11 protein-coding genes are annotated in these 21428 nt (G+C 38.2%); 9 read left to right on the forward strand and 2 right to left on the reverse strand.

The window, feature by feature from the left end; genetic code table 11:
- The first annotated feature begins 663 nt into the window (after positions 1-663).
- Positions 664-3129, forward strand: coding sequence for a ricin-type beta-trefoil lectin domain protein (locus GQR56_RS09800; RefSeq protein ID WP_166110845.1), 2466 nt, complete (start codon positions 664-666; stop codon positions 3127-3129).
- A 234-nt stretch (positions 3130-3363) separates the two neighbouring features.
- Here GQR56_RS09800 and GQR56_RS09805 read toward each other — a convergent pair whose 3' ends face one another.
- Together GQR56_RS09805 and GQR56_RS09810 are read right to left on the reverse strand one after the other, a co-directional pair.
- The gene (locus GQR56_RS09805; RefSeq protein WP_007586172.1) at positions 3364-4467 is read right to left on the reverse strand and encodes a hypothetical protein; all 1104 of its coding nucleotides are present in this window, start codon (positions 4465-4467) and stop codon (positions 3364-3366) included.
- A gap of 77 nt (positions 4468-4544) precedes the next feature.
- Positions 4545-5318, reverse strand: a complete 774-nt coding sequence (locus GQR56_RS09810) for a phytanoyl-CoA dioxygenase family protein (protein ID WP_007378079.1) — start codon at positions 5316-5318, stop codon at positions 4545-4547.
- 235 nt (positions 5319-5553) lie between these two features.
- Between GQR56_RS09810 and GQR56_RS09815 the strand changes: the two genes are divergently transcribed.
- The 8 genes from GQR56_RS09815 (at position 5554) to pbpC (ending at position 21396) form a co-directional block, all read left to right on the forward strand.
- Positions 5554-6321: an IclR family transcriptional regulator gene (locus tag GQR56_RS09815; protein WP_166110848.1), complete on the forward strand. Its 768-nt coding sequence runs from the start codon at positions 5554-5556 to the stop codon at positions 6319-6321.
- A gap of 251 nt (positions 6322-6572) precedes the next feature.
- Positions 6573-9344, forward strand: a complete 2772-nt coding sequence (locus GQR56_RS09820) for a TonB-dependent receptor (protein WP_166110853.1) — start codon at positions 6573-6575, stop codon at positions 9342-9344.
- A gap of 79 nt (positions 9345-9423) precedes the next feature.
- Entirely contained in the window at positions 9424-10977 is a 1554-nt protein-coding gene (locus GQR56_RS09825; RefSeq protein ID WP_166110856.1) for a tryptophan halogenase family protein, read from the forward strand.
- Positions 10978-11000: 23 nt separating this feature from the next.
- On the forward strand, positions 11001-11723 hold the full coding sequence (locus GQR56_RS09830; protein WP_166110859.1) for a SapC family protein: 723 nt from the start codon (positions 11001-11003) through the stop codon (positions 11721-11723).
- A gap of 221 nt (positions 11724-11944) precedes the next feature.
- On the forward strand, positions 11945-12424 hold the full coding sequence (locus tag GQR56_RS09835; RefSeq protein WP_197112216.1) for a hypothetical protein: 480 nt from the start codon (positions 11945-11947) through the stop codon (positions 12422-12424).
- 27 nt (positions 12425-12451) lie between these two features.
- Positions 12452-13045, forward strand: a complete 594-nt coding sequence (locus GQR56_RS09840) for a DUF1287 domain-containing protein (RefSeq protein WP_166110862.1) — start codon at positions 12452-12454, stop codon at positions 13043-13045.
- A 64-nt stretch (positions 13046-13109) separates the two neighbouring features.
- Complete coding sequence (locus GQR56_RS09845) at positions 13110-19034, forward strand: alpha-2-macroglobulin (RefSeq protein ID WP_166110865.1); 5925 nt, start codon at positions 13110-13112, stop codon at positions 19032-19034.
- Positions 19015-21396, forward strand: a complete 2382-nt coding sequence (gene pbpC, locus GQR56_RS09850; RefSeq protein ID WP_166110868.1) for a penicillin-binding protein 1C — start codon at positions 19015-19017, stop codon at positions 21394-21396. The genes GQR56_RS09845 and pbpC overlap by 20 nt, the downstream gene beginning before the upstream one ends.
- Positions 21397-21428: the final 32 nt, after the last annotated feature.

Consider the following 21428-nt stretch of genomic DNA (forward strand, 5'->3'; position numbering starts at 1 on the left):
CATGAGGGTTCGGTGTAACGTTTTTTAGCGAATTCAATTATACCTTATCCTCATGCTGTTTGTTTTTTATACCGCAAAGATCAACACGCCCTAATAAAAACACAATAAATGAGGCGATGTGAGCAGGTCTTATTTTAAGATTGTTTTGTATATCTGGGTGCATAACTAAACTCGTTAATGTTTTGGTAATACTGCTTTATTAACAAATTAGACCAGCCATCTTAATAATTACATTCATTAAAACTTCCAATTTACTTAAATGTCTAAGTATAAAATATAATAATTGTTAACAGTTTAACCTCTAAAATATCAATTCGAATCTGTCGTAAAAAAATATATTCTTAAAAAACTAAGTGCATATATAAAAATTTAATTCTTGTACTTATTTCATGCCGATAAATTAAAAAGTATTTAGTAACATATGCTTACGGTTGTTTTTTGTCGTGTGTGTTATAAGTGACTATTATTTGTAACTATAAATATTGTGTTCATGTTGTTCATTTAAACTTTAAATTCACGTGCCTATTTATGGTACTAAAGTGTGAAATTTGAACAAATCATTAATTTATTGTTGCATACAGTTAATTGTTAACATTATATTGATTGTGAATTCGATGCCTTTACACAAAGGATTAATTTTCACACCAAGATAGGTAACAAAAAATGAAAAAAAGCTCATTGTATTGCGCGATTTCGAGCGCGCTATTACTTTCAAGCGTTTTTAATGCACACGCTGGCACTGTTATTAAACAAACGTCTTCACAAATGTGTTTTAGAACCGCTGATAATGCAGTAAATGGTACTCAAGTAGTATTAAACAATAACTGTAGCGGTGATGCAGCAGGGTTTAGCTGGACATCTGGTGGGAGTATAAAGCACGTTAAGTCGGGTTTATGCGTCCACCCTGGCGGCTTAGCAAACCCCGTCGATGGACAGCAACTTGTTTTGTGGTCGGGTTGTGACTTTGATAACCGAGTGAAGTTTACTAAAACGTCGGCTAATGCTATTAAGCATGTATCAGGAGGTAAATGTGTTCAACCAACTAACACATCAGACGGTAGTAATTTAGTTGTTAAATCGCAGTGTGGTGCAAATCAAAGTAAGTTTGTTGTTGAGCAACAAGTAAATAGCGGTGCAAACGTTAGTAACGATACAGTCAAGGTACAGTTTAATATTGATACTAAGCATGCGGTGGGTCAGTTTGATAGTTTTGATCGTCGTAAGTTTATTACATTGCACTCATCTAATACCGAAAGTGACTGGTTTGGAAATAATGCTCAAAGTTTAAATGCGCCTAATGCTGATCCTAATTTAATGACGAACTTTTTAGAAAATTATGATGTATATTTTGGCCGCGATACCGGCAGCATGAAATATCAATTAACACAGTTACCAGAAGATTCGGCTAAACCAGGTTATGCAAGTGCGGTAACGGCTACAACTAATGGTGGCGGTGTTAAATGGAATTACTCCAATATTACCACAGATGAAGCTAAAGCAATGCGAAAGCATGAAGGGCGTAACAGTGATTTAATTGTCGCAGCACAGCAGCACCCTTATTACCCAGATGGTACTAAAATTGGTAACCAAAACTGGTCTTTTTCGCAAACTGATACTGCCGGCGAACCACTAGGCACCGCGCTTGGTGATTATATGGCGCAGTTTTTACAAAAGTACTTTAAAGCTGGCGCATCAGATACTCTAGGTCAAAAGCGCCCAACATACCTTGAAGTTATGAACGAGCCACTATTTGAACTACACGACTTTCCTCATAAAGGTTATGACAAAGAAAGTCTATATGACATCTTTAGGCTACATAACTCAGTTGCAGATGTAGTTCATAATAATTCAGCATTGAACGATGTAAAAGTAGGCGGTTTTACAGTGGCATTTCCTGATTATGAAAAAGGGGCAAACTATTTTGATAATTGGAAGCAACGCGACAAGGCATTTCTAGATATTGCAGGAGATAAAATGGATTTTATTTCGATGCACTTATACGATTTTCCAAACTTTCCAGGCGGCCCTGGTGGTCAACATCAAGAGCAATACCGTAAAGGTAGTAACATGGAAGCGACTCTTGATATGGTTGAGCAATACATGGCTTATAAGTGGGGGAGTATTAAACCAATAGTCATTTCGGAATATGGATCGCAACTGCAAGGGTCTTTTGGCACTAAATGGACACCGCAACGTGATTGGCTATGTTTAAAAGCAATGAGCTCTATGCTTATGAGCTTTATGGAAAGGCCTAACCGTATTGATAAAGCCATACCGTTTATTCCATTAAAAGCAGAGTGGGGCCGTATAAGCGATACCATTCCGTATTACTGGCGTTTACTGCGTCAAGCTAAAGAAGGTGAAGGCGAAACCGGCGAGCAGTGGGTTTACACAGAAATGGTTAAGTTTTACCAGTTATGGTCTGACATAAAAGGGACGCGAATTGATAGCTGGGCAAGCGATATGGATATTCAAGCTGACGCGTATGTTGATGGCAAAGATGTTTATTTGGTATTAAACAGCCTTGAAAATTCACCAACCAATATTGATTTAAGTGTTTTAGGCGGTGGTTCTAATAGCGTTACTGGCGTAAACATTAAGCATTTACATCCTGATGCTCAAGGTAAACCAGTCCTTGATGATAACGATAGTACAGTATTACCTGATTTAGTTAATTTGGGCACAGAGTCAACGATGATCATTAAAATTAGTCATCAAAGTAATGTGATAATTAATAATATTAATCAAGAAACTAAGCACTACGCAAGTGCTGTGGTTAAAGATATTGTTGCTAACTCAACTCAGTTTTTTACAATTAATAACGTTGATAAAGGAACTAATGGCGAGGCAGTATTACGCTTAGGTGTTGGTCGTCCTCATGGTAAGTCGCTTACACCTACGGTTACTGTTAATGGTAATAAAGTCGCTGTACCTACTGATTTTAGAGGGTACGACCAGGTTAATGGAGGGTTAGGACGCGAACGTTTCTTTGGTGTACTTGAAATACCGGTACCTTATAGCGACCTTGCAAAAACGAATAGTATTGAAGTGACATTTCCAGACACTGGCGGCGCTGTTAGTTCACTTACATTACAAAACTTTAAAATGAGTAAACGTATTACTCGCTAAAAACGTGTAATAAAGGTTTAGTAATAAACAAACTGCGGGTTTATCTATATGATAGCTTCGCAGTTTTTTATTTGTATCGCTACAACTGCCTAACACAATACAAATAAACTAATACTAAATATGCGAGGAATGGCTTTAGGTGTATTTTTGCTGTTAAGCCTGTGAGTTTTATGCTTTATAATGAGTACAAGGTACTCATTATTAAAAATAAACACTATTCTCAGAGCGTTAAACTTAGCATGGTTGTTTTATTAATTTAATTGGGTATGTTTTAGAGGAGTTCCACTGGCCTACATATAAGTTGTCGTCTTGATCTACGCAAATACAATGCACGTGATTAAAAATGTCCCCGTTACTTTGCATCGGCTGTAGTTCACCATTTTTGTACTGGGGTTGCGGTGCTCCTAAATTAGCTATGAGCGTGTTATTTTTATCAAATATACTAATAAAGCCAGAGTCGTCAGCATTTTTATTGTCAATATGCGACCAGCAAACAGGTGCATAAAATAGTTCGCCTTTGAACACGGGACCGCCAATATATGCCCCATTAGCGCTAATTCTATCAAGGTACTTACCATCAAACGAAAATACTTTTAAACATTGCTCAAAACGAGAGCTTACTATTAATGTGGGATTTGATGGATCGCGTAAGTCTACTTCAATACCGTGGGTGTTGTGTAAATTGTAATTTTCGTCATCATTATGGTGACCGCCCCAATGGTTTATATAGCGGCCTTGTTTATCATAATGCAGTAAAAAGTCGCTGCCATAACCATCGGTTACATATAAGTCCCCATTGGGGGCAATGGCAATATCAGTAGGGCGAAAAGGTTGCTCGGGTTTATAAGCACCGCACGTTTGTGGATGGCCAATACTGTAAATCAGTTTGCCATCTAAGGTCATTTTGGAAATAAAGCCAGCCTGTGGAATGACATTGTTAGTAGGGCTATCCCATTGCTCTGTGCTGTGACCATCCCAGTGGCGATTAACAATCCAGCCACTATCTACAACGTATAAAAATTCTTGCTCGCCTTCTTTTACAATTTTTATAGCGTGTCCACCAGGAAAAGAGCTTCCAAAAGCGTCAAGTAATTCACCGTTTTGGCTATACACTAAAATATTATTAGTCGTGTTATCGGTGATCATAAATATTCTCCCTTGTGAGTCCATCACCATCGCATGACAATTTTCTATAGGGTATTTATTGGGGTTTAACTTCCCCCAGTGGGCGTCTATTTTGTATTTAAATTGACCTTGGCCAATTATTTTCCCGTGCGGGTCTTCGTCATTTTTAGGAGTAGCGTGAGGTATAAGGTGTTTTTGCTCTGAGGTTAACATACAGAATTTTCCATATAAAAAAACCAGCTTATGCATTGGGCTATAATGCATAAGCTGGTTTAGGCTAGAAGGTTACTTTAAGTGCGTTCTTTTGCTTTAAAATTTAAAATAGCATCATCGTTAACGCGATTTAATGGATAATAAACAGCTTCGTTTTCTTTAAATGGTTGGTTGCTAATCGCATTGTAAGCACTGATCATTGACCAACGAGGTTCTGCAGCACGGTTTTGATTTGATTTATGCAGTAAATTACAGTGGAAAAACAGTACATCACCTGGTTCAAGTTCTACATTGATAAGTTCATGGTACTTCATTGCTTCTTCTACAAACTCTAAACAGGCGCCTTTTTGGTCACCCGTTTTACTGTGATCCAATCGTCCCAAATGATGTGAGCCTTTAAGTACTTGCAAGCAACCATTTTCTTGCGTCGCTTTATTAATGGCGACCATACAGCTAATTGATTTTGGATAAAGCATGTAGTTATCACGATGCCAGTAGCCAAAATCTTGGTGCCATTCCCAGGCACCACCTACAAATGGTTCTTTCATCATAATTTTAGTGCTGGTGTGGTACACCTCTTCGCCAATAAGTGTTTCGCATACTTCAATTAAGCGACGACCGCGAGAAAACATACTGTATAAATCGTCGCCTGTTTTTTGCCATAAACAGACTTTACTTACAGCGCCGTCGGCGTCTTTTTTGTCCCATGCTCGCTCATAGAGTGTATCGTCATTAAAAGCAGTTTGTTGTAATAGCTCAATTTCATCAGCGCTGTAGTAATTTTTGACAATAATATAACCATCACGGTGAAAATCAGCTATTTGTTGTGGTGTTAAATAAGTGTGTGACATAAATATATTTCCATTTTCTCTTGCAGTTGTATATTGTTAACAATGATTGCTCGGTTAAGCATTTAGGTCAAGCGTAATTTATATAAAAATATAGAATTCATATATGAATGGATTTTGTTTTATTAAGTTATTGATTTTAAATTATTATTGAAAATTTCAAGCTAAATAAAAGTTTTAAATTTATATATAAACAAACGTATTGTTTATCAATTTTAAAAGGCATAAATAAGTACAAATGAACGATAAATCAAAAACTAAATATGCAGTTCCTGCTTTAGATAAGGGGTTGGATATATTAGAATTTTTAGCAAAAAATAAAAGGCCTTGTACACAAAGTGAGATAGCGGCTGGTATTTTAAAAACACCTAACGAAGTCTATAGAGTACTTGTTGGGCTTGAAAAACGCGGTTATCTAATTCGCTCTGAAACCTCTGGTCGATATCATTTGTCATTAAAGTTGTATAATTTATCGCGAAGTATTTCACCAATGGATAATGTACTAAAATCGGCCTTGCCACATATGGAAGATCTAGCTGTAAATATTGAACAGTCATGTCATCTAAGTATGCTTTATCAAAGCCAAGCTATGGTGGTAGTGCAAGCGCGTAGCAAAAGCCCTATGCATTTGAGTATTGCAGAGGGGGCTTTATTTCCACTTAGTAGCTCAAGCGCGGGTAAACTGCTTTTAGCTAACAGTAATGACGAAGTGCGGCAAATGCTTATCGAACACGATGAAATTTACAGTGCTAGTAAAGACGTCTATAAAGCATTATTAAATGAGCTAAACACAATCAAAGTGCAAGGGCACATAATGCAAAGCAATCCACTTATCGCCGGAGTACACGATTTTAGTGTCTTAATTGGCAGGCCTAATGCAAATTTAATAGCTGCATTGACCATTTCTTCTTTTGACTCAACCCTAAACACTCACGCTAATAAACACAGTGTAATTAGCGAGCTTAAAAATACCGCCCAAAAAATAACCTCATTATTAGAGCGCTAATACCAACTAGCGCTTTTGTAGGGAGCAACCCGCTCAACAGTCATGCATAAGTCTCAGTACTTTACTGCTTGCTTACAATGTCGAATAAAAAACCAACGCTAACTGTAAAATAAATGGTCAATTTGTTTGACTTAATTAGCTAAACTAATTTATTGTAAAGTTAATTGTTAACAATATTATGATGACAATAATCATCCCGTAAATAATCCGTCAACGATTACACGTAATAAACACAATATTTAGGTGCAAAAATGACTAACACACAATTTAAATTAAATGCGATTTGCGCAGCAATGCTGATAACGTCTCCTGTAAGTTATGCCGCACAGGAAAACGAGACAACTGTACAAAGTGATGTTGAAGTTATCCAAGTAACAGGTATCAGAAGCGCATTAAGTAAATCTGCTTCAATAAAGCAAGATTCATCAGGCGTAGTTGATGCTATATCAGCAGAGGACATTGGTAAGTTACCTGATACTAACTTAGCTGAATCGCTGCAACGTATAAGTGGTGTATCAATCGACCGTGCAAACAATGAAGGCAACCAAGTTAGTGTCCGTGGTTTTGGTCCAGGTTTTAACCTTGTCACCTTAAATGGTCGTCAAATGCCTAACTCCTCTGTATTGCAAGAGGCGGGTGTTTCACGCAGCTTTAACTTTAGAGAAATAGCGGCTGAAAGTGTGTCGGGCGTAGCCGTTTATAAAACGGGCAAAGCGAATGTGGCCTCAGGCGGTATTGGCGCAACGATTAATATAAATACAGCAAAACCATTTGATTTTGACGGTTTTAAAGCATTTGCAAATGCAAAGGCAATTAAAGACACCAGTTCAGAGAAATCAAACGTAACACCAGAAATTTCGGGAATGGTTAGCCAAACATTCGCTGATGATATGTTTGGTGTTTTACTTGCCCTGTCGCATTCAGAGCGAGAAAGTGGCCGAGAGCGCGTAGGCACATCGCAAGGTTGGGTGCGTAACCGAGCAAATGCTGCAGGTGTTGATAGCAGTGCAATTGATACAACAGCTAATCCAACTGGTACTTATTGGGTACCTTGGACGCCAGAAATGGAGCGCTTTGAAACTAAGCGAGAACGCCAAAATGCGCAGTTGGTTTTACAGTACGCTCCTAGTGACAACTTAACGGCTACCCTTGATTACACTTTATCGCGCTTTGAAGAAATTAGTAACACAAATAAAATGGCATTTTGGTTCGATAACCCAACAGGCACCGCCGATGAAAATGGCACTTTAGTCGATATTAAAAATGCAAATGATGAGTTAAATTTTTGGGCGTGGGAACTTTACGAGGAAAAAGAAAACGATTCATTAGGCTTAAATTTAGCGTGGCAAGCAAGCGATTCATTGAAACTTACGTTTGACGCTCATAACTCTACATCGCACTCAAACCCAGATGGTGATACAGCTGAAACAATCGCGAATTTAAAGAATGTCCCAGGTTCGGTTAAATCCATCAGTGCTAACTTCTCTGGTGATATTCCGAGTATTGGGGTTGATGATTCAACATTGGCGGGTGGGGCTTACAACCCAGCTAATATTGTGTCAGATTTATATCAGCGCCGTGGCTATGAAATGAAAAATACCATTAAGCAGTATCATGCAAGTGGACAATGGGAGAATTTGAAGAGTGGGGCACTCAGCGCTATTAATTTTGGTGTAATGTATACCGATTACCAAATTGATACTTATCTTTCTGAGCAGTTTTCATTTGTGGATATTCCCCTAGACAACCTAGGGCTAACCTTTGATGAACAAGGTGACTTTGCTGATGAGTTTTCAGGTTCGGATCAGCTATTTCCATTTATTCCACGTTACAGTGCCAACGATTTTGTAGATATTGTCAGAGATGAAGGATTATTTATTGAGCCAAATATTTCTACAAATGGGGTTGAGGAGCAAACGCTCGCGATATATGTATCATTTGATCTTAAAACCGAATTTAACGATATTCCAATTGATATGAATGTCGGTGTGCGCTACGAAGACACCGATGTAACAGGTTATTCAGTCAAGCCTGGGGTTGTTGCTTTTAACTATCGTCATGCTGAAGAGCTTCGCCCTGTATTTGCTGCAACAGCAACACCGCAGGAGCTTGAAGGTGGTTATACACGTATATTACCAAACTTTGATATAAGCGCCGACTTAGATGACGGCTTTAAAACTCGTTTTTCATATAGTCGTACTTTAGCCCGTGCAGGTATTGGTGGTATGTTCCCATCAACTACCATTAACGCCCGTCCTGAAGGACCGTTTAATGCATCGCAAGGTAACCCTAACTTATTGCCAATTACGTCAGATAACTTTGATTTTTCAGTTGAGTGGTATGGAGACGACGGAAGCTATGCATCGGTTGGTTACTTTAAAAAGTTTGTTGAAAACTTCATTGGTGCAGGCGTAGTGCAAGGTACGCTAAATGATGTAAATGGCGAGCCGTTGCGCGATCCAAGTGTTAACCCTCGCCCTGGTTGTCCTGATAGTTCAGATACACCTAACCCAGCATGTTTAAGCCAAGCGTCAGACCCGATTGTTAAATTTGATATTGCAACGCCAGATAATCTTCAAAATCGTGAAGTAGATGGTTGGGAATTAAATGCGCAGTACATGGTGCCTGATACAGGCTTTGGCGTGGTTGCTAATTATACGATAGTTAATAGCGATGAATCGTTTAAACCGTATGATTTTGACCAAACAATTGCACTAGCAGGACTAAGCGACTCAGGTAATTTGGTCGGCTTTTACGAAAACGATGATTACCAAGTTCGTTTAGCCTATAACTGGCGCGATGATTTCTTACTGTCTTTGGGAACTGAGCCTACATTTACAGAGGCGTACGGTCAGCTAGATTTTAGTTTTAATTACACCATTAACGACACCTTGGGTGTTAGCTTTGATGCACTTAATTTAACTAATGAAACAACACGCCGCCATGGTCGTTTTGCAGAGCAATTAGTATCTGCTGAGCAATATGGTCCGCGCTTTAGCATTGGCTTAAGTGCTAAATGGTAAATGATAAGTTAGTTTTTGACAAATAATACAAAACGACAGCTCAGCGCTGTCGTTTTGCTTTTTAACTAACGAGGTTGCTATGAACGATGATATTAAATCAATAGTAATAGTTGGCGGTGGAACTGCAGGATGGCTAAGTGCAGGAATAATTGCGGCGTATTTGCAAAAACATCACAGCAAAAAAATAAATATAACGCTGTTAGAGTCCTCAGATATTCCTACAGTTGGCGTTGGCGAAGGAACTTGGCCTACAATGCGCAGAACCCTTAAAGACATGGGTATTCGTGAAACTGAATTTATAAAAAAATGTAATGTATCGTTTAAGCAAGGTGCTAAATTTGCTAAGTGGGTAACCGGAGAAAATGATGATTACTATTATCACCCGCTTGAGCTACCTACGGATATGTTTGAAAATAATTTAGCCACCAGTTGGCTTAATATTAATAACGCAAAACCTCCTTTTGCCCAGTATGTAAGTGCGCAGCAATCAATATGCGAAAGTGGATTAGCTCCCAAACAAATCACCACACCCGAATTTAGTGCAATAGCAAATTATGCTTATCACTTGGATGCAGGCTTATTCGCTACATTCTTAAAAAACCACTGCATTGATAATCTTAATGTTAAACACATTGTAGGCACTGTCGTTGGTGTAAACAATTGCACAAATGGCGATATTAAAAGCGTTAGCCTTAATAATAAAATAGAGATAGCTGGGGATCTATTTATTGATTGCAGTGGCTTTAAATCGTTATTACTAGGTGAGAACTTAGGGGTCGGGTTTAAATCTTGTAAAGATGTATTATTTGCTGATAGTGCGCTAGCCATACACATGCCATACAAAGATGACGAACCAATATGCTCGCATACTTTATCTACAGCACAAACATCGGGCTGGATTTGGGATATAGGATTACAAACACGCCGTGGAATAGGGCATGTGTACTCTAGTAAACACATTAGTGATGAAGATGCTAAGCAGCAATTATTTGATTACTTAAATATTAATAAAGATCAGCAAAGCGAATACAAAGTTAAAAAGCTTAGTTTCGAACCAGGACATCGTGAAAAATTTTGGCATAAAAACTGTGTCGCAGTAGGCCTCTCAGCTGGTTTTTTGGAGCCACTGGAAGCCTCTGCTTTATTACTGGTAGAAATATCAGCCAATTTTGTTGCGCAGCAATTTCCGGCCAATAGGCATGTAATGAATATAACAGCGCAGCGTTTTAACCGCATATTTAGTTACCGATGGGAGCGAATAATCGACTTTTTAAAGTTGCATTATATGTTGAGTAAACGAACCGACAGCCCATTTTGGCAAGCGCACTGTCATCAAAATACTATTCCACAAAGCTTAAAAGATAACTTATCACTTTGGGAATATCATACACCAAGCGATAACCACTTTGATCATTCACAAGAAGTGTTTCCAGCAGCAAGCTATCAATATGTCATGTATGGCATGGGGTTTACAGGCTCAAGCGAACTGTATGGCAATTCAGAAAGTTATTTTAAAAAGGCCATTGCGCTTGTTAATAACAACCAGCAATACACCCAAAAATTACTTAATAAATTACCTACCAATAAAGCATTATTAGCGCAAATTAATCAATTTGGTATGCAGCAAATATAGTTAAAACATAAGAGCGACACACTATGACAAACTCAGTATTACTCGATAAAAATACACATAAGTACACTCGCATTAAAACTGAACGCGGTACACAATACGGCGAAGCAGTAAACTACATTCCGGTTGTTGCCGATGAGCTTGCTCAACTTGCATTAGACTACCCAGTCTATTTTATGAAGAACAATCAAACTGGCCAGTTTGAACTATATGCTTTAACTGGCTTTGATGAGGGGCAAAACTTATTTTTACAAAATGATATATGGCTTGCCACTTACGTACCTTTACACTTACAGCGACAACCATTTAAGCTAGGAATAGGAAATAAACTTACTAACAAGACCGAGCAAACAGATCTCGCTGTTACAATTAACGAACAACACCCAAGAGTAAATAATAGTGAGGGAACACGGTTATTTAACGAAACAGGGGAGCCAACCACATATCTAAATAATGTGAGTGAGCAATTGATAAAGCTTATGCATGGCGGCGAACGTACAACCGCTTTTATCAATACCTTACTAAAACACGATTTAATTGAAGCAGTGCAGCTAAACATCACTAAATCAAATGGCAAAACACAAGGCTACAATGGCTTGTATTCTATTGCCGCAGATACACTACAACAACTACCGACAGAAACACTAAACGTTTTGCACTCAATGGGTTACATACAAGCTTGCCATTTAATCTTATGTTCAAGCGGGCATATTCAAAAATTAGTAAAATGGTTACACGATTTAAAATAAGTTTTTTATTAATTAGCGTTACTTACACCCACTGATTGTTCGTGTGAATTAGTTAATGCTCATACCTATGAAATAAGGAATGAACTACAACTCGAGACTATTATGTGTTCACTTTTTAGGTTTTGGAGTTCGATTATTTGCCTTGGTTTTGGTATCATTTAACTTATCGGCTTGTATCGCAATGGGAAATGTCAAGCCAACAAACATTGATGATTAAGAGAATGGACATGCTCGAACAAATAGAACAATGGATTGATGCAACAAATATTAAATATAAAACCCAAAGAATTAGCTGTGAAAAATTTGCCAGTGAGTTTGCTGGGTTTTATCCTACTGAATTTTTAAAAAATGCCTTTTACGTTGTTGTCGATGAAATCCCCAAACCTAACTTTCCTTTTTTGCGTGAAATGGGGCTAGGCGATTTTATTGACATGGATGCGGCTGGTACTACATACAAAAACACTTACTACATGCTTCCTTACGTGGCTGATAATTTAGCTGTGCATTTTCATGAACTTGTTCACGTAGCCCAATGGAGTGAACTTGGCGCCGAGGCTTTTATGTTGCGTTACATAACCGAAATTCAGCAGGTTGGTTATGATGCTGCACCACTTGAAGTCATGGCGTATGGTCTTGATAAGCACTTTACAAATAATGGCAAGAAAATAAACGTGCCTGAACACGTGGTTCAAGCGTTGTAGTTAATTAACATTTTCAAAGGATTGCATATGACACGCTTTACTGTTTTTTTACTGAGCTTACTTAGTGTAAATGCCTATGCGGCATCGTTTGATGACGATATTGTGGCTGCGTTACTTGAAAGAACAACACATAACGTTACCTACGATGGGTCTTATCGCTCTATTGCTTATCCGGGTGGCGATGTGCCCGCTAATGTAGGGGTGTGTACCGATGTAGTTATTCGATCATATCGACTTTTAGGTATTGATTTGCAAAAGCTTGTGCATGAGGACATGTTAAAAAGCTTTGAGCTATATCCCTCTAAGCGTATTTGGGGTTTAACCAAACCGGATAAAAATATAGATCACCGCCGTGTGCCAAACTTACAGGCTTACTTTAAAAATCATGGTCAAGTGCTCACTAAATCAAGTAATGCGAAAGACTATAAAACGGGTGACATTGTAACGTGGATGCTGCCAGGTAATTTGCCGCACATTGGGATGGTTGTGAATGAGTTAGCAAAAGACACAGGGAATCCATTAATTGTTCATAATATTGGAAGAGGACCTGAAAAAAGCGACATGCTTTTCGATTTTAAAATTACGGGGCATTACCGTTTCGTCCCAGAAGAATATAAATAACCAGATTATAAATATGAGTTTTCTCATTTATTGATATTGCAGTATAAAGAAAAAGGATTTGAACGTGAATACAAAAACCGATTCAAAAGAGGCTAACCCAAAAGAGGTTAATCTTAAACAAAGTAAACTCGCTCCCCAAATAGCGAGCTTATTTATGAGTATTGTTTTTTCAGCCATAGGCACGGGCTTGTTTGGTTTGGTTGCAAGCTTATTTGGCAACGTAAATGTAACCGAAAAAACAGTTGGCAGTGTGTGGATTTTACTGACCACGTTTTTTGTTATTTTAAATGTATTTGGTGTCATTATTTGGCACAAGCCAAAGTGGTTAATTACTGCTATAAATAATGTGCTTAGGTTTGCTAAAGAGCGCAAAGCAGCATTTTTTAGCGCCGTGCTAATGCTGGTAGTAATAATAGCAGGCTATTGTTTTTTCCTTTCTTTACCACAGCCAATTAGTTACAAAGTAACTCACTCTACACCTGCTGTTACCACTTTATCTGATGTTTTGAACCCTGAACCGCTTTATATAGATTTTGCTCCTGTTTTAGATGATGTAGAAAATACGGATGCAGTGTCTTACTCGGTCGCAAAGCTTGCGCTTGTTGGCAAAGTGATCCCCAAAGGTATAAAAGTCACGCCAGAGCTAATTGGACAGTGGTCTTGGAATAGTGAAAGCCAGCTTAAATTTATCCCAAAACAAGATTGGTCAGCAGGGCAAGAATATAAGGTACGTTTTGATTCATCTATTTTTAAAAGTGATATACATCTAAGTGATAATGAGCATGTATTTAAAACTCCCAACTTTGAACTAACACTAAGCTCGCTCGCTTTTTATCAAGATCCTAACGTTAAAAAAAGTCACAAGGTGGTTGCAACATTAAACGCGACTCACCCAACAGATATAAGCACTATAAAAAATAATCTAAAGCTGACTCAATCACTTGAGCAAGATGGCAAAAACGAACTCGCGCAATATAAATTTGATGTTACTTACGACAAGCATCAACGAGAGATTTACATTACTTCAGAGCAAATACGTATTCAAGATACCGAAAGCTATCTGTATTTTGTTCTTAATAGCGGTGTAAAGCCGGTTATGGGCCCTTCTAAAACAACAGCAGAGATTAAAGACGCTGTGTTGATCCCAAGTGTAAATAGCTTTTTTAGAGTAAATACGGCCAATGTGTTGATGGTAAAAAATACGCAAGGGGAACCCGAACAAACACTTGTTTTAGACTTCACAGACGATATTTCGTCGCAAGATGTTATTAGTAAAACTATTGCTTACGTATTACCGACTAAAGATTCAAAAGGTAATTATAAGTACTTCAGTAGCCCACGAGAGATAACTGATGCAGTGCTTAAACAATCTCAAAAAGTTAAGTTACATGCGATTCCTACTGCGCAAGATACAACTAAGTTACACAGTTTTACGTTTGATGCCCCACAAAATCAGCAAGTTTATATCGCGATTGATAAAGGATTAAAGTCGACGGGTGAGTTTACGATGGTGAATAAATACGACACTATTTTAGATACGCCGGCTTATCCGACACAAGTAAATATTATGTCTAAGGGGTCTATATTATCAAAAAATGGCGACCATAAATTGTCATTTTTGACCCGGGGTGTAAACGCACTTCAAGTTAAAGTAGGTAGGGTAGAAGCCAATCAGATTAACCACCTTATAAGTCAAACCAGTGGTGATATTTCTAATCCAGAATTTAATAATTATTACTTTACAGAAGAAAACATAAGTTCAATTTTTACCAGGCAAGTTAATTTAAAACCACAGCATCCTAAAAAAGCGGTTTATTCATCTATTGATTTGAGTAGTAAGTATAATGAGTCACTTGGTTTAGGCTTATTTTTTATAAATGCTCAAGCGTTAAATACAGAAGATAATTACGTATATGGACCCCAAGAAAAACGACTTATTCTTATTACTGATTTAGGTATTTTGGTAAAAAACAATGCTGATGGATCTCGCGATATATTTGTCCAATCTATTGAAACAGGAAAACCGGTAGCAAAAGCCAAGGTGTCTTTACTGGGTAAAAACGGATTAGTTATTTTAAATACTAAAACCGACTCTAAAGGGCACGCGTTTTTCGAAGACACAACATGGTTTACAGAGGACCAAACTCCCGTTGCTTTTGTAGTAGAAACTAAAAATGACATGTCTTTTATTCCTTATAATCGCTATGCTCGAATGGTTAACTACTCTCGGTTTGATACCGGGGGTGTAAGTTCGGGGCTCAGTGGAAGTAATAAAATAGATGCGTTTGTTTTTTCTGACCGTGGAATTTATCGACCAGGCGATAGCGTTAAACTTGCCACGATTGTTAAGCAACAAAACTTTGCAAAACTGGGCGATATACCGCTTGAACTTATAATTACCGATCCTAAAGGGGCAACTGTTTATAATAAACGTGTGAGCTTGGATAAGTACGGATTGCTTGATTTTGACTTTAAAACACAAAGTAGCGCCAACACTGGAACGTATTACGTATCGGTGCAACTTATTAAAAATAATAATAGCCGCGATCAATTAGGCAGTACTGAGTTTAAAGTTGAAGAGTTTGTGCCTGATAGATTGAAAATTAGCAGTCAATTTTCTCAGTCATCTGCTAAGGGGTGGGTAAACAGCTCAAAATTTAAAGCATTGGTGAGCCTTCAAAACTTATTTGGTACACCTGCTCAAAATAGACGTGTTACCGCTGATTTACGTTTATCGCCAGCTGGTTTTTACTTTAATGAATACAAAGATTATGTGTTTTCAGATCCCCACAGTGAAGGGAAAAATATTAGACACAGTAATGAATCATTAACCGAAACCAAAACTGATGAACAAGGCAAAGCAGAGTTTGATATTGACTTAACCCGCTATGAGGCAGGTACTTATCAGTTAAATTTTGCAGTACAAGGGTATGAAGAAGGCGGTGGTAAAAGTGTTCGTGCAAGCAGCTCGGTGCTTGTTTCACCCGTTGAGCAGTTAGTTGGTTATAAAGCCGATGGCGATTTAAGCTACATATCAAAAGAGTCAAAACGTGTTGTAAAATTTATTAATATTAATTCAGAAACTGAGCAAGTTGCGCGTGATGACTTATCGATAAATTTAATAGAACAACAATATGTGTCTACGTTGGTGCAACAAAATAACGGCACTTATAAGTACCAATCGGTTAGAAAAAACAAACAGGTATCAAGCAATCCGTTTTACATTAAAGAAGATGGCGCAGACTACGAATTACCCACAGCTGAGCCAGGTGATTACTTAGTAGAACTCGTTGACGGCGAAGGAAATACCGTCAGTAGAGTATCGTTTACGGTAACCGGTACGGGTAACATAGCGGGTAAGCTTGAAAAAAATGCTGAACTGCAAGTGCAATTAAATAAACCGGATTACAAACCTGGCGAAACAATTGAAATAAGTATTGTAGCGCCTTATGTTGGCTCGGGTTTAATTACAATTGAAACCAATAAAGTACACGCTTTTAAATGGTTTGAGAGTAAAACAACAAGTAGCATACAAACAATAATGCTACCTAAAGGGATAGAAGGCAATGCGTATGTTAATGTTTCATTTGTTCGAAGCCTTGAATCGAAAGAAATATTTACAAGCCCACTAAGCTACGCAGTTAAACCATTTGCGATTGATCGTAGTAAACGTGCAATAGATTTTGACGTAAATATACCTGATAAAGTAAAACCAGGTGACGATTTAGTCATTTCATATAGTGCTAAATCACCGTCACGTGTTCTGTTATTTGCTGTAGATGAAGGCATTTTACAAGTGGCGAATTATCGGACGCCAAAGCCGTTAAATCACTTCTTACAAAAACGTGCTTTAGAAGTTAGCACTATGCAAATTGTTGATCTTATTTTACCTGAATTTAAACTAGTGCAAGAGCTTGCAGCTGCCGGTGGTGGTTATGCTGAATCAATGGCATTGAACCGCAAGAGCAAGCAACTTAACCCGTTTTCTCGTAAGGTACAAAAACCAGTCGCATTTTGGTCTGGTATTTTATCGGCTGATGCTAAAACGAAAAAGCATACGTTCACTATTCCAGATACTTTTGCAGGTCAGGTACGTGTAATCGCGATTGCCGTAAATGACGAGGGTGTTGGTGTTAAAGAAAGTACAACACTAGTAAAAGGGCCTTTTGTATTAAGCCCCAATGTATTAACGACAGCGGCACCTGGCGATGAGTTTGATATTGTACTTGGTATTGCCAATGGCGTTGAGGATTCAGGTAAACAACTGCCAATTACGGTAGAGGCGCTTGCTTCAAGCAACATTGAAATAATAAGTGATAAAAAACTAACGCTAAATATTGATGAAAACTCAGAAGACACATTAACGTTTAGAGTAAAAGTGCTCGATAAGCTTGGCGCTGCATCAATTACATTTACTGCGTTATCGGGTGACAATGTTAGCCAACGCACGGCAACGTTAAGTGTGCGCCCTGCGGTTGCATTTTTTAGTAGCTTTGAAAGTGGCTTTAGTGAATCAGGTAAAAAAGAAATAGCGGTCTCGAGACAGCTATATCCTAACTTATCACAAAATAATATTACCGCTTCACAAAGCCCGTTAGCGCTTGTTGATGGTCTTATTAGTTATTTAGATAACTTTCCTCATATGTGTACCGAGCAAGTGGTGAGTAGTGTGTTTCCGGTGCTGAGTTATTTAGAACACCCAAGTTATATGGGCGATGTATCTTATAAACATGAGCGTATAAACAACTTAATAGACACCCTTCGTCAACGTCAATTACCTGATGGCAGATTTATGTTATGGCCGGGCAATTCTAGTGCATCTATTTATTCTTCTCTTTATGTTATGCATTTTTTATTAGATGCAAAAGAAGCGGGCGTAGCAATACCTTATGATATGTGGAACAGTGGTTTTGAAGGTGTGCGTAGTATAGCGAGCGGATCTTTAGAGACGAATGACAGAAACCGCGCTTATGCTATTTATTTGCTAACACGACAAGGTGAGGTGACAACTAATTACTTATCTGATTTAGAAAAAAGCGTAAATGCGAGTAATAGCAAAGTATGGCAACAAGATATAACGTCCGCGTTTATGGGCGCAACTTACCAGCTATTACGTGCAAGCGATAAAGCGCAAGCACTGATCAATAGCTATAAAATTGGGCAAAATACGCAACACGATAATTGGGGCGCTTACGACTCACGTTTAGCTCACGACGGACAGTATATTTATTTGTTATCAAAACATTTTCCTGCTCGCTTAAAGCAGTTAACTAAAGATGATTTGTTTAATGTCGTTGACCCTATTTTTAAAGGAGACTACAACACGTTGTCGTCTGCTTGGTCTGTACTTGCTATGACGGCATACTCAAAAGTTGCGTTATCACAAGCCCAGCCTGAAGATGTAAAAATAATGGCAACAACGACAATGGCAGAAAAAAAGGCATTAGACGTAACCTATACACCTTATCCTAAAGCCTCGTTTTTAAATGACGTTAAAACGCTTGATGTATTAGCGCCACCTCGCTCATTTTACATGATGAGCCAAGCTGGTTTTGATACAAACGTGCCACAAAAGTCATTAAGTAATGGTTTAGAAGTTGTCAGAGAATACCAAGACGATAAAGGTAATGTGATAACCACCGCTGTTCAAGGTCAAGAACTAAACGTTGTATTACGAGTGCGTAGTACAACGGGTAAAAATATTTCGGATGTTGCTGTTATTGATTTACTACCTGGTGGGTTTGAAGTACTCAGAGACAGCGTTCGCAATAGTTATAATCGCTGGACCTCTGATTATAAAGATATACGAGAGGATCGCGTTATATTGTATGGCAGCTTTGGCGATAGCATGACTGAGCTTACTTACAAAGTTAAGGCTACTGCATCTGGCAGCTTTGTAGTGCCATCGGCTTATGCTGAATCTATGTATGATTTAAGTATTAAAGCGCACTCAAAATCGGATCGTTTTGATGTTACCGCCGCTAAATAAAAAGTTTAGTTTTATAATAAAAACGGCTTTTTTTACAACAGCACTGCTTGCAGTGCTGTTGTATTTATTTACTCCAAAGCCTGATATCACTCAGCCTAATGCTTACTCAACGGCTTTTTACGATAGCAGTGGTAAATTACTTCGTTTAAATTTAGCCGCAGACGATAGATATAGATTATGGACGCCAATAGATAAAATCCCTTTGAGCGTTCAACAAGCGACTTTATTGTATGAAGACCAAGACTTTTATGAGCATGTTGGTGTCGATTTTATTGCTTTAATAAATGCGTTTTATACTAGTTATATTAAAAGAAGTCACCGAGTCGGTGCCTCAACAATAACTATGCAAGTAGCCCGGTTACACTTTGGGATGAACACGCATGTTATTTTTGGAAAGGTCGAACAAATATTTCGAGCGTTACAAATTGAGCGACACTACAGTAAAAACCAAATACTTGAGGCGTATTTTAACTTAGCGCCTTATGGATCAAATATTGAAGGTGTTGGTGCAGCCAGTTTAATTTACTTTAAGAAACCAGCCATTGATCTTAATTTACCTGAGTCATTATTACTTAGCTTAATTCCGCAAAACCCAACCAAACGAAATCCCATTAAAAAATCGGCTAAATTGATATTGCTAGAAACAAGAAAAAAACTGTTTACTCGTTGGCTTGAAAAATACCCAGACGATAAACATTGGCTAGCAGCTATGCAATTACCGATAAAGGTATATGCCTCTTCAGACTTGCCTTTTGAAGCCCCACATTTTATTAATAATTTACAAAGCGAATACCCGCACTTAAAGCCGGGAGAATATAAAACGTCGATAGACCTTAATTTACAAAACTTACTTCAACGCCATGCAAAAAATTATATTAATCGTAGGCAAAGAGACGGGCTCAGTAATACGTCTGCTATTTTACTAAATTATAAAACCATGGAAGTCGTTGCTGAATTAGGCTCTGTGGATTTTTTTAATAATGACATTAGCGGTCAAGTAAATGGTGTAAGGGCTAAACGGTCGCCAGGTTCAACCCTTAAACCATTCATTTATGCTCTGGCGATAGATGAAGGGTTAATTCATCCATTAACGCTCGTAAAAGATGCCCCAAAACGCTTTGGAGGATATACACCAGAGAACTACGATCAGCAGTTTTTAGGCCCTATATCAGCCACTGAATCGCTCGTGTTGAGCCGTAATGTGCCTGCCGTTAATTTGATGTATCGCTTACAAAAAGTGGGGTTATACGATTTACTCGTTGCAGCCGATGTTAAAAAGCTTCAGCCTAAAGAGTTTTATGGTTTAGCGCTTGCGCTGGGCGGCAGTGAAGTAACGATGCTAGAGCTCGTTAAGTTATACGCTATGTTAGCTAATTTAGGAGTGTATAAGGATGAAGTTATATTAAAAAAAGACGCCGCTGCTATTAACCAAAACAACCCAAACAGCCCAAACAAACATATCAAACAACTCATCAGCCCAGAGGCAGCCTACCTGACTTTACAAATGCTAAGTAAAAACAGTGCAGTTGATGAGATCTCATTTCAAAAAGAAAGAAGGCAGGCATACCCTGTATATTGGAAAACAGGTACTTCATTTGCTTTTCGCGATGCATGGTCAGTAGGTATTGTTGGTCCGTATGTTTTAGCTACATGGGTGGGTAATTTCTCAGGAGAAGGGCACCCATCTTTTATTGGGCGACAAGCAGCCGCGCCTTTATTTTTTGAAATAATACGTTCATTAGATAGTTACGGCTTAATCAAAGGCAATATAAAACCAGGTGGTTTAAATATTACAGAAGTAGATATTTGTTCAACAACAGGTGATTTACCTAATGTGCATTGCCCTAAAACAGAAAAAGGGCTTTTTATTCCAGGTAAGTCGCCAATTAAAGTGTCCGATGTACATCGTGAAATTTATATTGATAAAGTATCGGGATTACGTGCTTGTCAGTATGTTGAATCTACAACTACAAAGGCAGTTTATGAATTTTGGCCATCTGACTTAGTCAGATTATTTAAACAAGCAGGTATTGTTAAACGCCAGCCTCCACCTTATTTAGATTCATGCTTAATTAATGACACGAGTACACGAGGCTCAGCACCGAGTATTACATCCCCGAGTAATTTAATTAGCTACACGATAAGAGCCAGTAAATTGAAGCAAGAAGGCCTGCCTTTTAGCGCAATCACAGATACAGATTCACGTATTTTATATTGGTTTGTAGATAACAGCTTTGTTGGTAAAGTAGAGCGAGATACGCCTTTTTTCTGGCACCCGCAAGTAGGCGAATTTGACGTAAGAGTGGTTGATAATTTAGGGCGTAGCGCATCAGTTTCAATGCGTGTAAAGCTCGTTCAGTGATATTGAGTGTTCATGCATTTAATGTAATAAAT

It is taken from the genome of Pseudoalteromonas sp. Z9A5 (assembly GCF_011378875.1).
Taxonomy (GTDB): domain Bacteria; phylum Pseudomonadota; class Gammaproteobacteria; order Enterobacterales; family Alteromonadaceae; genus Pseudoalteromonas.